Raw genomic sequence first — 15413 nt, 5'->3', positions numbered from 1 at the left:
ATTATTGGTTCTCATCTTGATCTGGTTTTGGTAAGGGCCAACCGCCTAGGTTTTTCCACTTGTTAACAATCAGGCAAAACAGCTCTGCTGTTTTTTGCGCGTCGTATAGTGCTGAGTGTGCTTCTTCGTTGCTGAACTCTAAGCCAGCTTCTTTACATGCCTTGGCTAAAACAGTTTGGCCTAAGGCTAGGGCACTAATACTGGTAGTATCAAAGCTCACAAAAGGATGGAAAGGATTACGCTTAATATTACAACGCTCTACTGCTGCGTTAAAAAAGCCCATATCAAAGGCAGCATTGTGAGCCACCATTACAGCCCGGTTACAACCATGAGCTTTTAATGCCTTACGTATTGGCTTAAACATCTCTTTTAGCGCAAAGTCTTCGCTTACTGCGCCACGCAAAGGGTTATTAGGATCTATTCCGGTAAACTCTAAAGCGGCTTGTTCTAGGTTAGCGCCTTCAAAAGGCTCAACGTTAAACTGTAAGCTTTCTAGAACATAAAGTTCGCCTTGTTCGTTAAAGCTAAGCAAGCAAGCTGCAATTTCTAGTAACGCATCTGTTTTAGCGTTAAAGCCAGCTGTTTCTATGTCGATAACTACAGGATAGTAGCCGCGAAATCGACTAGACATTAATTCGGTCGTGAGTTCAGTAATGGTCATAATGTGGGTAACTAATATTAGAAGCGCGCATTATTACAAAAGCCGCAAAGAATCGCTAATTTGCTTTAAAGATTATCGCTTAGATGCCGATAATTTATGGAGAAGAGAGGATTTCTGCTAATGAAACATTACTTATTGCTGCCTTTGGCATTAAGCGCAATGTCTGCTCAAGCAAACGTGCGCAATTATTCAGCATCGCTAGACGACTCAACTTGGGTTGTGTCAAATAAAACGCCTATTGAATGTAGAATGGATCATTTCATTCCCTCTTTTGGCGTAGCGAGTTTCATTAGTCGCTCATCAAAAGACGTAAATCTAGATTTCTATTTGGATATGTACAGGATTTCCGCAGAAACTCACCAAGTCTCATTACGAAGTGTTCCGCCGAAATGGAAGCCAGGTGCAAGTTCTAAGCGTATTAGCGAATTATCCTTTTATCAGCAATTTGATGGCTACGTAAATGCCCAGCCTGCGTGGCAAATGCTGAGTGAGTTAGAAGACGGTAACGTACCTACTTTTTACTTTAATGACTGGTACGCTAGCAACAATACAACAGCTGTTGGCATCTCTTCGATCAACTTTAAAACCCAATACAACGACTTTTTAAAATGTGTAGGGCGCTTACTTCCGTACTCGTTTGACGACATCGCCTTTACAGTTTTGACCTATCAATCGAATAGCAATGAGTTGACCCCGCGTTCCAAGAAACGTTTGCAACTTATAGGTGATTACGTAAAACATGACCCAGAGATAGATGTAGTGTTGGTTGATGCCTACACCGACAGTTATGGGGGTAAGTGGATTAACCAAGAGCTTTCGGAAAAGCGCGCTAACATGGTTAAAGATTACTTTAAGTCTGGCGGGTTAGATGAAAGTGTCATTGAGGTAGCCGGACATGGTGAGCGCAGGCACGTTGCCCGTAACGACAACACCATGGGCAGAGAACGCAACCGAAGAGTGGTTATCTCGTTAGGCAAAGACTTGCTATAAAAACATAGGTAGAGCAACTTGCTCTACCTTTTTCATTTATCTTTAGAACAGCGCACTTCTGTCACGCACCCCTGAAGGTATACTCCAACGCTCCCTAGCAGAAACTGGATTTTGTTGCTTGCTGGCATACGGCGTTTGCATTTGGTCGCCATATAACCAAAGCACCATGTTAGTACGTTCACCACTTCGTATTGCTTGTGATACATGCGCAACGTTGCTACGATGAATCATTGCTGTACCCGGTTCGAAAGAAAGTCTTTTAATACTTCCGGTATTAGGATCATAAAAATCAACTTCTGAGCCCGTAAATTTTTCATCGGACAAGTTCATATTAATATTCATTGTTACCGATGAAGCGTCGGTATGAAGCCTTAATGAAGTGTCCATTCCTGCTTGCCACTGAATAGAAAAACCAAATGTTTGGCTGTCATATCCGTATACTTCAGGGAGCAACAGGCGAGCGATTGGACGCATATACTTATCGAGTAGTTTGCGGTAAAACGCCTGAAAACTAGGGGCAGCAAGGTAGCCTTCAGAGCGTTCGTCAAGCATAGCCCCATGCCTATTTAGCACTATTCCATAAGGTGGCTTTAAAGGAATGCCTGCTGTAGCTATGCCATCTAGGTAGTGGCGTAATTCAATAAGTTTTTCAGGCTTAAAAAACTGTGCGGTGTATACACCTGGGGCTGCTTCTTGCCACAAATCTTTAACTAGGTTTTCCGTTGATGGGTCATCCCAAGCTGAGTTTACTGCGCTTTGTAGTTTTTCATCTATTAGAGTTTCACTAGCCTCAAGTAACGAGCCATTGCTTGAGGTTTCCCACTCTTTCCATGCACTAACTAGTAGTTGTTGGTTACTATTCCAGAAGGTGTTTACAGAAGGGGAACGTGCAAGCATTTGTTGTCTAGAGGGTAGGGTTAAAGCTTGGGCTTGTTCTAATTGACTGCTTACGTTTACAGCTGCATTGTTCATTTATGCTCTCCTGGTTTTGCAAGCGGAGTTCCCGAATTGCTTAAGAGCAAACTTATTATGATTCGCTATTTTGATAAATGGGCATTCAATTGAATCAGTATTTACATTTTATTAAGAATCGCAGCTGGCATTGCTGTAAATGCCAATAAACTCGCTTTACTCAATTTATCTAAGGTACTGATATATAGCAGCTATTAGCTAGCTTCTTTCCTTAATCGATTTTATCTTTAAATTCACATAAGTCTTCGATAATACACGAGCCGCAACGAGGCTTTCGTGCAACACAGGTATAGCGGCCATGCAAAATTAGCCAGTGGTGCACATCTACTTTAAATTCCTTTGGCACTACCTTTAGTAATTTCTCTTCGACCAGATCAACATTTTTCCCCATGGCGAATTTGGTGCGGTTAGAAACCCGAAATATATGTGTATCTACTGCGATAGTTGGCCAGCCAAAGGCAGTATTTAGTACTACGTTGGCTGTTTTTCTGCCAACGCCTGGCAATGCTTCTAAGGCTTCTCGGCTTTCTGGAACCTCTCCACCGTGTTGTTCAATCAAGATCTTGCAGGTTTTTATTAAGTTCTCAGCTTTAGAGTTAAACAAGCCAATTGTTTTTATGTAAGTTTTAAGCTCATCTACCCCTAAGTTAAAAATAGCTTGGGGGGTATTAGCAACTGGGTAAAGCTTGTCGGTAGCTTTGTTCACCGATACGTCGGTGGCCTGAGCAGATAACAATACAGCAGCAAGCAGCTCGAAAGGGCTAGAAAAGTTTAGCTCTGTAGTTGGATGTGGGTTGTTATCTCTAAGTCGAGTTAGAATTTCTAATCTTTTTTGTTTATTCATGCGCTTTGAGTATTGTTTGAAAGGGTTTCTGACGCTGCTTGTTTGGTTTTAGCGCGGTTATCTATGACATTTTTAAGAGCGATGATAAATCCCATCACCAAAAATGCACCCGGCGGAAGTATCGCAACCAAAAAGTGTTCGTTAAAATCTACGATTTGAACATATAAAAAAGACGACCATTCGCCTAACAGCAGTTCAATTCCGTAAAACAAGCTGCCATTTCCTAAAAGCTCTCTAATTGCGCCTACTGCAACAAGTACCAAACCAAAACCAATTCCCATCATTAATCCATCGAACGCAGCTGGCTTAACTCTGTTACGTGCAGCAAATGCCTCGGCTCTACCGATGATGATGCAGTTGGTCACTATGAGAGGAATGAATATTCCTAGGTTTTGGTACAAGCCGTAGGTATAGGCATTCATTAACAGTTGTATGCAGGTCACAAAGGATGCAATAACCATAACAAATACAGGAATGCGGATCTCTTTAGCCACCCATTTACGAATCAGTGATACTGTGGTGTTTGAGGCTATCAGTACTAGCATGGTGGCAACACCCAAACCAAGAGCATTGGTTACCGTCGAGGTAACCGCGAGAAGAGGGCACAAGCCGAGTAATTGAACTAAACCAGGATTGTTTTTCCAAAGGCCTTGCCAAGCTAATTGTTTATATTCGCTCATCAAATAACTCCTTTAACAATCTGTCGCATTGTCATTAATGCTTTGCTGATTTGTGGCGTGGTAAATCAACACGTTTTTTACTGCTTTCACAACCGCACGCGGCGTGATAGTAGCGCCAGTAAAGGCGTCAAACTGACCACCGTCTTTTTTTACAGCCCAACGAGGGTCCTTGGCATCCATTAAACGTTGTCCATTAAACTGGTAAATCCAATCTGATTTTCTAGTTTCAACTTTATCACCTAAGCCTGGTGTTTCGTTATGCTGTACAACACGCACACCGCTAATAGTTGAGTCTGCATTTAAACCTACTAGCAGGCGAATTTCTCCGCTGTAACCATCTGGTGCAATGGTTTGATAAACGTAAGCCGCTGTTTCTTGGTTTAATTCAATAAGTCGGATGGTTTGGTCTTTATCGTTACCTAAAAACTGTGGCTCGTTAACTACTATGCATCGTTGCTGGTAAGCACTATTGGCTACCTCTTCCGATAAGACTTCATTAGTTGACCTAATCAGTTGCGCTTTAACCTGTTGTTCAATTCTTGGCTCTGTAAAGTAATTAACGATAACCACTAACAAGGTGCATGCAAAGGCGAATAGGGCCAACATCGCTGCGTTTTTAGTCATTGATTGGCGCTTAGTTGTCATTACTATTTCCCTCGCCGTAACCATAAACTCGGGGCTTGGTGAAGTGATCTATCATTGGCACTGCCATATTAGCGAGTAATACAGCAAAGGCGATTGCGTCTGGATAGCCGCCATAATTTCGAATAACAAATACCAATAACGCAACCAAGCTTGCGTAAATAATCCTACCTAGGTTGCTCGTTGCTGCGCTTACCGGGTCGGTCAATATGAAAAATGCGCCAATCATGGTAGCGCCGGAGAATAGTTGCAGCAGCACCGGAATTGAATGATCAGGATTGATGGCTGCAGAAAGTAGGCTCAAAGCGAATAGGGCGGTCAAAAATGCCAAGGGGATATGCCAGCGAATCACCTTTAAGTAGATAAGCGCAAGACCTCCTGCTAAGTAGGCTAAATTAATCCATTGCCAGCCAATCCCTGCAAAACTACTGTAAATCTCATGGCTTGATATTTCATTGGATGTAAAACCTAAAGTAAGTTGTGTTTTCATCTCATCAAGCGGTGTGGCGATGGTATGGCCATCGATGCTGGCAATTTGTTTAATGCTAAAACCGTCTACGGTAAACCCACTAAAAATGAGCGATAAACCATCGATGCTAGATAAGTTTTCAACTATCAGACTTTGTGGAGGCATCCAGCTTGTCATCGTTACTGGGAAAGACACTAATAAAAGCACGTAGGCAGCCATAGCAGGGTTAAAAATATTATGCCCAAGACCCCCATACAAATGCTTAACTACAACAATTGCAAAGAAACTGCCAATAAGCGCAATCCACCAGGGAGCATAGGCTGGAAGTGCCAAACCAATCAAAATGCCAGTAACTAGCGCGCTGTTATCACTTAAGGTTGGCCAAACAGGTCGCTTACGTAATATAAGCACTAAGGTTTCACTTAGCACCGCAACCATAGATGCCAGCAATACTTGGGTTATGGTGCCTATTCCAAAATGAAAGCTTTGAACTAATAAACCTGGTAAAAGACAAAGAATCACCCAAAACATCAATGTTTTTGTTTTTAAGGGCTTTCTAACGAAAGGTGAGCTTTTTATGTTAGTGCTATTCATTGGTATCTTTCTCTTCGCGCTGTTGTTCTGCTAGTTTTTTAGCTTTAGCGCGAGCAACTGCTGCGGCGACCGCAGGGTTAACTTTTTTGGCTGGCTTTTCTGGGCTTGCGGGAGCTTCAGCTACGGCCTCCGCTTTCTTATTGGCCTTAGCTTTTGCAACCGCTGCTGCGATGGCCTTAGCCTTAGCGTTGTTGTTATTAGTAGTACTATCTTGAGTATTTTGTTGAACCGATTGCTCTCGAGCAAGAGGGGCCTTTAAAGCTTCATCATCCTGATCGTTTGCCTTGCCAGCATCAACAGACGCGTCGGCTGCTAGCGCGGCTTTTTTTGCTTTAGCTCTGGCTATTGCTGCGGCAACAGCAGGATTTGCCGACGATTTAGCCGTAGGCTTATCTAGATTGTTGTTGGCTTGAACCGCACTTACTTCTTGGCTAGCTAGTTTTTTAGCTTTAGCCCGTGCGACAGCGGCGGCTACGGCGGGATTAGTGGCGGTTGTTGGTTCCGATTGTTGCTGAGCTTGTGCTTTTTTCGCCTTAGCTCTAGCAACGGCAGCAGCCACAGCTGGATTACTGGATTCAACTGTGTTGTCTTCAGCGGTAGTTTCGTTATCTTGATTTTGTCGTTTTTTGGCTTTAGCACGCGCGATAGCCGCTGCTACTGCAGGGTTTGCGCTAGGCTTAGACTCGCTTATCGACCCACTGTTATCTGTTTCTTTTTTAGCTTTAGCCCGTGCGATGGCCGCAGCGACTGCCGGGTTAGCGCTGGCTTTAGTCTCATTAGCTTCTTTTTGAGCTCTTCGCTCAGCTTTACGAGCTTCTCTAGCGGCGATAGCCGCTTGGTTATCTGGTACCCATTCACCAGTCTCGTCTTGTTTTGCTGCTGGACTAGCCGCTTGTTTGTTTTTGACTCTTGCTAAGGCCGCTGCGACAGGATCAGGTTTATTTTGCTTAGCGCTGTCTTCTGCTTGAGCTTGTCTACGTAAAGCTGCTTGTTGGTGTTTCGCTTTACGTTCTAATTTGTCTTTTTCTAAACGAGCTTGGCGTGCATCGAAGCGTTGTTTGGCTATATCGGCTTCTTTTTGTGCAATGTCTTCGCTGCGTATTTTAGCTTTTGCAGTTCGGTAGTGTTGTACCAAAGAGATTTCGCTTGGACAAACAAAGGCGCAGGCTCCACATTCAATACAGTCCATTATGTTAAAATCGCGCGCTTTATTTAATTCGTCCCCTTTGGCGTACCAATACAACTGCTGAGGTAATAAGCCCATTGGGCAGGCTTGAGCACATTCACCGCATCGTATACACGGTGATTCGTTTTCAGCAGCCATGGGGTTGTTAACAATCAGACAGTTAGTTGTTTTTACCACCGGTGCTTGGTTGCTGGGTAGCATGAAGCCCATCATCGAACCGCCCATAATGGTTGGCGCGTTAGGCTCACCCTGTAGCTTTTTGTTGATCACATCGCATACTGCTGTGCCAATCGGCACCCAGTAATTGCTAGGACTGGTGACTAGATCTCCGGCAAGGGTGACTACTCTAGAAATTAGCGGTTCGCCTAGCTCTACTGCTTGATACACTGCGTAAGCAGTGCCTACATTTTGCACCAGCATGCCTAGGTCAATAGGTAGCTGGTTAGCTTTAACTTCTTTTCCAGTAAGAACTTGGATAAGTTGCTTTTCACCACCAGAGGGATATTTGGTAGGGATGCTTCGAATGATGATATCTTGATTGCCAACCGCTTCTAGCGCTTTAATGGCTTTGGGTTTGTCATCTTCGACGGCAACTATGGTAAGCGTTGGCTTGAGTACTTTTTGTAGTAAGGCGACACCACCGATTATCTCCGCTGCATAGTTCTGCATTAAGCAATCGTCAGCCGAAATATAGGGCTCGCATTCTGCGCCATTTATAATCAGTACGTCTAAAGGTTTATGCGGAGTAATTTTTAAAGCAGTAGGGAAGCCAGCGCCGCCCATGCCGGAAATACCCGATAAATGAACGCGTTGGCAAATCGCTTCGGGATTTAATTCTTCATCACTCAGAGGGCTTGGCCATTGCGCGTCTTGTTGCTCTTTGTCTACGCGAATAACGACACTTAATTCAGGAATGGCTGAAGCATGCGCAGAAACTCTTGGTTCAATCGCGATGATTTCACCCGAAAGGGACGCATGAACTGGTGGCGCTTGAAAGAATTGAGATTCGGTTAAGGCTTGTCCACGTAACACTTTATCGCCAACTTCTACTAGTAGCTTGCCTGCGCTGCCAATATGCTGTTGGACAGGTATGCTTAACTCGTTAGGCAAGTTGATTAGTTCAGGCTTACCACAGTTGATATCCTGCTTATTGGTTTCTGGGTGGACACCACCTTGGTAGTTCCAAGTAAAACCTTGTTTAATTTTGTCTAACCACGCCACCATCTATTTTTGTTCCTCGATGATTGCGACATCTATTTGGTTCAATTTCCAATCCCAGTTTTTGGTTGTTGTTGGTATTGGGCGCATTTCAATACAATCGGTTGGGCAGGGGGCCACACATAGCTCGCATCCGGTACATTCTTTAGTAATAACCGTATGCATATGTTTATTTGCGCCCATAATGGCATCTACAGGGCAAGCTTGAATGCATTTGGTACAACCGATACACGCATCTTCGACGATGTAGGCCACTTTCTTTCGGTCATCTTCTTTTACGGCTGACTCATCCAGAGGGATCGCTTCAACCCCTAGCAATTCCGCTAGTTTTACTACAGTCTCTTCTCCGCCTGGTGGGCATTTGTTTATTGCTTCGCCGTTGGCGATGGCTTCAGCGTAGGGCCGACAACCTGGATGACCACATTGTCCGCACTGTGTTTGAGGTAGCAGTGCTTCCACTTGATCGGCAATGGGGTTGCCTTCAACTTTATATTTGATGGCTGCATAACCCAGTATTCCACCAAATACTAAGGCTAGAAGGGTGATGGCAATAAGTGCTTCTAACATCTAAACATACTACTTAATTAATCCAGTAAAGCCGACAAAGGCTAAAGACATAAGCCCTGCTGTGATCATGGCGATCGCCGCGCCTTTAAAAGGTAGAGGGATATCTGCTACCACTAGGCGTTCACGCATTGCTGAGAACAAAATTAACACTAGCGAGAAGCCAGCTGCTGCACCAAAACCATAGATAATTGATTCAAATAGATCATGCTGCTCATTAATGTTTAGTAGCGCCACACCTAATACTGCACAGTTAGAGGTGATAAGAGGCAGGTAAATGCCTAATACACGGTGCAGTGCAGGGCTGGCTTTTTGCACAAACATCTCGGTGAACTGAACCACAACGGCAATAACCAAAATAAAACTCATGGTGCGCAGATAAACAATATCTAGCGGCAACAATATGTATTGTTCTACTAAATAGGAGCTCATTGACGCAAGGGTAAGCACAAAAGTGGTTGCTAAGGCCATGCCGATGGCGGTTTCTACTTTGCTGGACACACCCATAAATGGGCATAAACCCAAGAACTTAACCAGCACAAAATTGTTAACCAGTACGGTACTGATTAATAACAACAAATATTCAGTCATTTAAATAAGATGCAGCGGAACGAGCCGCTATTATCCTTGTTTGTGGTGCGTATAACAACCGTGACTTCAATGTGGAAAAGGCGCTAAAAATTTGCTGTGAGTTGTGAATCATTTTTGAGCGGTTAAATTTACTTTTTACCCTTCGATTGATCTCGATCATTTGTATTTGCTTTATCCTTAAAATCTCTCGACTACTATATCTAGTGGGATCTAAAATCCTTAACCACAATATATGGATAACCATCACATTGGATGCTTTTTTGAGCGTTTCTTTGTTAGAAGCCTTTAGTGGCGCGGGTTCCACAGTTTTTTATTTAATGAGTGAGTGAAATTGGAGCGTAAATCGTGAAAACAGTCGTGATAAAACGAGACGGAAGCCGTGTACCTTACGACGCAAAGCGGATTGTTGATGCAGTGCTAAAAGCAGCTGAAGCTTTAGGTGTTAAGGACAACCTAGTTGCATTGCAAATTGCCCAACAAGTAACAGAACAGTTTTTGAACTTACCTGAAGTAGATATCAACGATATTCAATCATCTGTTGAAAACTACTTAATGGAAAGTGATAACAAGACTTTAGCACGTGCTTACATTGAATATCGTCACGACCGCGACGTTGCTCGTGAAAAGCGCAGCGTGTTAAATGCTGAGATCCGTGGTTTGGTTGAACAAAGCAATGCCGCGTTACTTAACGAAAATGCGAATAAAGATAGTAAGGTTATTCCTACTCAACGCGATTTGTTAGCGGGTATTGTGGCAAAACACTACGCTAAAACTCATTTGCTTCCGCGAGATGTAGTAAAAGCTCACGAAACTGGCGAAATTCATTTTCACGATTTAGATTACGCACCATTTTTCCCAATGTTTAACTGCATGCTAATCGACTTAGAAGGCATGTTAACCGGCGGATTTAAAATGGGTAACGCTGAAATTGAAACCCCAAAATCAATTTCAACAGCAACTGCAGTAACAGCCCAGATCATCGCTCAAGTAGCCAGCCATATTTATGGTGGCACGACGATTAACCGCATCGACGAGATTCTTTCTCCTTACGTCACTAAAAGCCATGAAAAACACTTAGCTACTGCCAAAAAATGGCAAATAGCCGACGCCGAAGCTTACGCTAAAGCGCAAACCGAAAAGGAATGTCATGATGCATTCCAGTCTTTAGAGTATGAAGTAAATACCTTACACACTGCGAATGGGCAAACGCCATTTGTTACCTTTGGTTTTGGCTTAGGCTCATGCTGGGCCTCGCGATTAATTCAGCGCTCAATCTTAGAGAACCGTATTGCCGGATTAGGTAAAAATGCCAAAACGGCAGTATTCCCTAAGCTGGTATTTGCCATTAAAGACGGCTTAAACCATAAGAAAGATGATCCAAGTTACGATATTAAGCAGTTAGCTTTGGAATGTGCATCAAAACGCATGTACCCAGATATTTTAAACTACGACAAAGTTGTTGAAGTAACAGGTTCGTTTAAAACCCCTATGGGCTGTCGTAGTTTCTTAGGTCACTACCAAGAAGAAGGTAAAGACATTCACGATGGTCGTAATAACCTTGGTGTAGTGAGCTTAAATTTACCTCGCATTGCTATTGAAGCTAAAGGTGATGAACAACGTTTCTTCGAACTACTTGAACAACGTTTAAGTGTTGCGAAACATGGTTTAGATAGCCGCATCTCTCGCCTTAAAGGCGTTAAAGCCAAAGTCGCTCCAATCCTATACATGGAAGGCGCTTGTGGCGTTCGGTTAAATGCCGAAGATGACGTATCTAAAATCTTCGAAAATGGTCGTGCGTCAATTTCTTTGGGTTACATCGGTTTGCATGAGACTGTGAACGCGCTATACGGAAACGGTGAACACGTTTACGACAATAAACAGTTACAACAAAAAGCTATTGGTATTGTTACTGCGTTAAAACAAGCCACTTTACGTTGGGAAAAAGAAAGTGGTTACGCCTTTAGTTTATACAGCACCCCAAGTGAAAACCTATGTGATCGCTTCTGCCGTTTAGACGCCAAAAAGTTTGGTGTAATCGAGGGTGTAACAGATAAAGGTTATTACACCAATAGTTTCCACTTAGATGTAGAAAAGAAGGTAAACCCCTTCGACAAAATAGATTTTGAACAGCCTTACCCTTCAGTAACTAGCGGCGGCTTTATTTGTTACGGTGAATACCCAAACATGCAGCACAATACTGAAGCCTTAGAAGATGTTTGGGATTATAGCTATAGTCGCGTTCCGTATTACGGTACAAATACGCCTATTGACGAATGTTACGAATGTGACTTCACTGGCGAGTTTAACTGCACCAGTAAAGGCTTTGAGTGTCCTTCTTGTGGTAATACCGAGTCTAGTAAGGTGTCTGTTACTCGACGAGTATGTGGCTATTTAGGTAGCCCTGATGCTCGACCATTTAACTATGGTAAGCAAGAAGAAGTTAAACGCCGAGTGAAACATCTGTAAATGAACTATTTGAGTTACCATTCGGTCGACGTAGTTAACGGGCAAGGTACGCGCTGTACCTTGTTTGTTGCTGGTTGCGAGCACCAATGTCGAGGTTGTTATAACCAGAAATCTTGGCGCTGTGATTCAGGCCACCTGTATACCGATGACTTAGAACAACAGATTATAGATGATTTGAACGATTCTAGGATTCGACGTAAAGGGCTTAGCTTGAGCGGTGGAGATCCATTGCATCCAAATAACTTAGACGCAGTACAACGATTAGTTGAGCGCGTAAGAAAAGAGTGCGAAGGCAAAGATATTTGGATGTGGACAGGCTATAAACTTCAAGAATTAAACCCGCAACAGCAGGCAATTGTTAAACAAGTTGATACCTTAATTGACGGTAAATTTGAACAAGAGCTGGCCGATCCTAAATTACAATGGCGAGGCAGTAGTAATCAAATTATTCACTGCCAACCTCTGCAGTAGTTAAGCAATAAGCTCAGGGCGAGAGATTAAGTAGCCCTGCAAGCTATCGACATACATAGATTCAAGTAGCTGTTTTTGCTCTAAGGTTTCAACACCTTGAGCAATTACTTGGCAACCTAAACGATGCGATACCTCTACCAGCATACTCACGAATTGCTGATTAGCTTTGTCACTTTCTAGTGCTTGCACTAAATCGCTACTTATCTTCACATAGTTAGGCTTGAGCTCTTTAAACAATTTAAACGAGCCAATACCGTTACCAAAATCTGAAATTGCAGTGTGGCAACTGTTTCGGCGAAGTACTTCAAACAGCTTTCTGGCGTTGCTCAAGTGCATATCCAAAATTTCTTCTTCTAACTCGAAAACAACCCGAGATTTTAAATTAGGGTAGGTAAGTAGCTGTTGGGTTAGCCAAGAACAAAAATCTGGGTCAGTTAAGATAAGTTTACTTAGGTTTATCCCCCAGCGGTATTCAGCGTTTTGTCCAGAGATGGTATGCAAGATGTAGCCAATTGTTGCTTTTTCTAGCTCTAATATCATGCCCAGGCGCTGTGCCATTACCATGGTTGTTTCGGTAGGAAGCTGCTGGTTGTTGTCACTTAAAAAGCGAATAAATACTTCATGGTACGCCGGCATGGTGCGATGTAACGACTGAATGGCTTGTGAAGCTAGGCGGAAGTTATTTTTGTTAATAAGCGAGCTAATAGTTGAGTGCCATTGTAGTTCACTACTTTCTAACGTTTCGTCATCTTCGAGCACTATTTCCCAACCATTGGGAGATAGGCTTTGGGCAATAGCTAGGGCCGCATCAGCACGAGCAATTACTCGTTCAATGGAGTCACCACTTTTAAGCTCGGTTACGCCGGTATAGGCTGCACTTTGCATTTGCTTACCGTTGCTGTACTCGTTTAGAGAGCTTTTTAGTCCCTGAGCGACTTGGCTAACTCGGCTGGCCGGGAATTTAGGCAATACCAGGGCAAACTCGGCTCCCAAAAGTCTAAATAAGCTGCTTGATGAATAATCTTTGCGATTAACATCGATGATTTTTGCGATATCTCTAATATAGTCATCGCCAGCTTGGTGGCCACGTGCTTTATTGATTTCTTCAAGTTGCGAAGCTCTAACCAAAAACAAAACCGTATCTTTGGGTGTTGTCTTTAACATTTCCTGCATTTTTTGGCGGAACGAGTGTCGATTAAATTGGCCAGTTAATGGGTCTAGGGCAACTTGCTTCTCTAGTTGTTGAATTGCATGTTTTTGTTGGCGGATTTGCTGAGTAAACTGCTGTTTCTGATCCTTAATTAACTCGCCAACTGCACCAAGCACCGGCTTTTCATCAACTAATCGATCCGCATTAACCAGCTTTTTGAGCTTACTTTTAACCCGAGACATAGCTCGTATATAAAGAAGGCTGGTTAACATGTAGCCCATTGCACAAAGCGCTGCGATGGTTAGGTAGAGGCGCAAGTATCCGTCACTAACAAATTCAAATGAGGGTTTAAAGTTTACTTGGAACTTATCTACTGCAATGGTTTGCATTGACGTTTTACTAGGTTCGGCTAAGTCAACTAACCAATGCTGCGGCGCACCAACCAATGCCAAAGTATTATCAACAGCTAACTGTGTAGAGATAAAACTAAGTTGGTGTTGGTCGCGTAAAGTCGCTAGATACTCTTGATTGAGCTGGTCAATTCTGGTCAATTGCAGAGAGAGCAGGGTGTTTATCTGCTGATTTTCACGGGCCAGATCAAGTTTAAACAACTGTACATGTACACCCACCAGCGCAATCCATAGCGCGATAAATAAAAAAGCATTTACAACAAAAAATGTTCTAAGGCCTTTCATATCCTACCTGTTTAATAAATCAGCGATCTCTAATAATGATACATGCAAACATTAGACTTATCTATCAGATGCTTAGGATTAAGTAATATATTTAGTGATTAACAAATATCGGAAAGGGTATAACAGGAAGTGATAAAAATGTGGCTCCCCAGGTTGGGCTTGAACCAACGACACATGGATTAACAGTCCACCGCTCTACCAACTGAGCTACTGGGGAATTATAAGGCTTACTAGATAAAAGGAGTGGCTCCCCAAGTTGGGCTTGAACCAACGACACATGGATTAACAGTCCACCGCTCTACCAACTGAGCTATTGGGGAATCGTAAGGTATATCTAGTTATATGATTGGCTCCCCAAGTTGGGCTTGAACCAACGACACATGGATTAACAGTCCACCGCTCTACCAACTGAGCTATTGGGGAATCATATAAGGTATCGACCTATTGTAATCAAGATTGGCTCCCCAAGTTGGGCTTGAACCAACGACACATGGATTAACAGTCCACCGCTCTACCAACTGAGCTATTGGGGAATCTTGATTTATCACTTAGCAAAGGAGATTTGGCTCCCCAAGTTGGGCTTGAACCAACGACACATGGATTAACAGTCCACCGCTCTACCAACTGAGCTATTGGGGAATCGCTTTGCTTAAGTGCGGGGCGCATAGTAATAATTGCCCCTATAAGTGTCAACTAATTCTACGTCAAAAATGACAATTTCTGTTTGTTTGCTCAACTTACATCCAGTTGTTGCAAACTACAGATCGAAACTTGTTCAGCTGGTATAAAAAATGCGCAGATAATTAATATTCATAAAAACAAATTTTTTTATAGCTAAGCTTGATTGCCTAATAATTATGCACAATATGTAAAAGCCTTTGGTGCTGGTAGTTAGCGTGACTTATCCACTGATTTTGTGGATAACTGTGTGCATTAAAAGTCGCTTATGGGCTACAGCCTACTAGATACCTAGCACGAGCCTAAATTTGATCTACATCTGTTTTTCATTTAATCATTATTATTCAATGGCTTATTTAATTATTGGTGTAAAAGCACAATTTTTAACCTATAAAAAAAGTTGTTGCTTTTACAAAAAAAGTGTTGTGCATTACTTTTCGTTACAATCTTCTTACTGTGCACAATTTAGGGTTATCTGCTATCGATTTTCTGTTTGCGATATTCTCTGCTAAACAACGCTAATTTTCTGTACAAGACTAATA

13 protein-coding genes and 5 tRNA genes are annotated in these 15413 nt (G+C 42.8%); 3 read left to right on the top strand and 15 right to left on the bottom strand.

Going from position 1 to position 15413, the window contains the following annotated elements; translation table 11 throughout:
- Window position 1 precedes the first annotated feature (1 nt).
- On the bottom strand, window positions 2–661 hold the full coding sequence (gene rnt, locus ACYFDN_RS04065; RefSeq protein ID WP_472590946.1) for a ribonuclease T: 660 nt from the start codon (window positions 659–661) through the stop codon (window positions 2–4).
- Window positions 662–781: 120 nt separating this feature from the next.
- On the opposite strand from rnt, the gene ACYFDN_RS04060 reads away from it, so the two are divergent.
- The gene (locus tag ACYFDN_RS04060; protein WP_152784953.1) at window positions 782–1651 is read left to right on the top strand and encodes a flagellar protein MotY; all 870 of its coding nucleotides are present in this window, start codon (window positions 782–784) and stop codon (window positions 1649–1651) included.
- A 42-nt stretch (window positions 1652–1693) separates the two neighbouring features.
- Here ACYFDN_RS04060 and ACYFDN_RS04055 read toward each other — a convergent pair whose 3' ends face one another.
- The 8 genes from ACYFDN_RS04055 to rsxA form a co-directional block, all read right to left on the bottom strand.
- Window positions 1694–2623 (bottom strand): 2OG-Fe(II) oxygenase, encoded by a 930-nt coding sequence (locus ACYFDN_RS04055; RefSeq protein WP_483510073.1) that lies wholly within the window; start codon window positions 2621–2623, stop codon window positions 1694–1696.
- Between the two features lie 211 nt (window positions 2624–2834).
- Window positions 2835–3467 carry an endonuclease III gene (nth, locus tag ACYFDN_RS04050; RefSeq protein ID WP_483510072.1) on the bottom strand — a complete coding sequence of 211 codons (633 nt, stop codon included), beginning with the start codon at window positions 3465–3467 and terminating at the stop codon, window positions 2835–2837.
- A complete protein-coding gene (locus ACYFDN_RS04045) occupies window positions 3464–4147 on the bottom strand; it encodes an electron transport complex subunit E (RefSeq protein ID WP_483510071.1) in 684 nt (227 codons plus the stop codon). The genes nth and ACYFDN_RS04045 overlap by 4 nt, the downstream gene beginning before the upstream one ends.
- Window positions 4148–4159: 12 nt before the next feature.
- The gene (gene rsxG / locus ACYFDN_RS04040) at window positions 4160–4792 is read right to left on the bottom strand and encodes an electron transport complex subunit RsxG (protein WP_483510070.1); all 633 of its coding nucleotides are present in this window, start codon (window positions 4790–4792) and stop codon (window positions 4160–4162) included.
- Window positions 4782–5852, bottom strand: a complete 1071-nt coding sequence (rsxD, locus tag ACYFDN_RS04035; RefSeq protein ID WP_483510069.1) for an electron transport complex subunit RsxD — start codon at window positions 5850–5852, stop codon at window positions 4782–4784. The genes rsxG and rsxD overlap by 11 nt, the downstream gene beginning before the upstream one ends.
- On the bottom strand, window positions 5845–8262 hold the full coding sequence (rsxC, locus tag ACYFDN_RS04030) for an electron transport complex subunit RsxC (protein ID WP_483510068.1): 2418 nt from the start codon (window positions 8260–8262) through the stop codon (window positions 5845–5847). Before rsxC ends, rsxD begins: the two co-directional genes overlap by 8 nt.
- Complete coding sequence (gene rsxB / locus ACYFDN_RS04025; RefSeq protein WP_016401450.1) at window positions 8263–8823, bottom strand: electron transport complex subunit RsxB; 561 nt, start codon at window positions 8821–8823, stop codon at window positions 8263–8265.
- 9 nt (window positions 8824–8832) lie between these two features.
- Window positions 8833–9411, bottom strand: a complete 579-nt coding sequence (gene rsxA / locus ACYFDN_RS04020; protein ID WP_016401451.1) for an electron transport complex subunit RsxA — start codon at window positions 9409–9411, stop codon at window positions 8833–8835.
- 345 nt (window positions 9412–9756) lie between these two features.
- On the opposite strand from rsxA, the gene nrdD reads away from it, so the two are divergent.
- Together nrdD and nrdG are read left to right on the top strand one after the other, a co-directional pair.
- Window positions 9757–11877: an anaerobic ribonucleoside-triphosphate reductase gene (gene nrdD / locus ACYFDN_RS04015; protein ID WP_483510067.1), complete on the top strand. Its 2121-nt coding sequence runs from the start codon at window positions 9757–9759 to the stop codon at window positions 11875–11877.
- Window positions 11878–12348: an anaerobic ribonucleoside-triphosphate reductase-activating protein gene (gene nrdG / locus ACYFDN_RS04010; RefSeq protein ID WP_483510066.1), complete on the top strand. Its 471-nt coding sequence runs from the start codon at window positions 11878–11880 to the stop codon at window positions 12346–12348.
- On the opposite strand, the gene ACYFDN_RS04005 is transcribed toward nrdG, so the two are convergent.
- The 6 genes from ACYFDN_RS04005 to ACYFDN_RS03980 form a co-directional block, all read right to left on the bottom strand.
- Entirely contained in the window at window positions 12349–14193 is a 1845-nt protein-coding gene (locus tag ACYFDN_RS04005; RefSeq protein ID WP_483510065.1) for an EAL domain-containing protein, read from the bottom strand. It abuts the gene before it with no gap.
- Window positions 14194–14334: 141 nt separating this feature from the next.
- Window positions 14335–14410, bottom strand: a tRNA-Asn gene (locus ACYFDN_RS04000).
- Between the two features lie 27 nt (window positions 14411–14437).
- Window positions 14438–14513 (bottom strand) — tRNA-Asn (locus tag ACYFDN_RS03995).
- Between the two features lie 27 nt (window positions 14514–14540).
- A tRNA-Asn gene (locus tag ACYFDN_RS03990) sits at window positions 14541–14616 on the bottom strand.
- Between the two features lie 34 nt (window positions 14617–14650).
- Window positions 14651–14726: transfer RNA gene (locus ACYFDN_RS03985), tRNA-Asn, on the bottom strand.
- A 30-nt stretch (window positions 14727–14756) separates the two neighbouring features.
- Window positions 14757–14832, bottom strand: a tRNA-Asn gene (locus ACYFDN_RS03980).
- Window positions 14833–15413: the final 581 nt, after the last annotated feature.

The sequence above is a fragment of the Agarivorans sp. D1326 genome, from assembly GCF_056958115.1.
The sequence above is the reverse complement of the archived record's forward strand: the minus strand, read 5'-3'. Positions and strand labels throughout refer to the sequence as shown.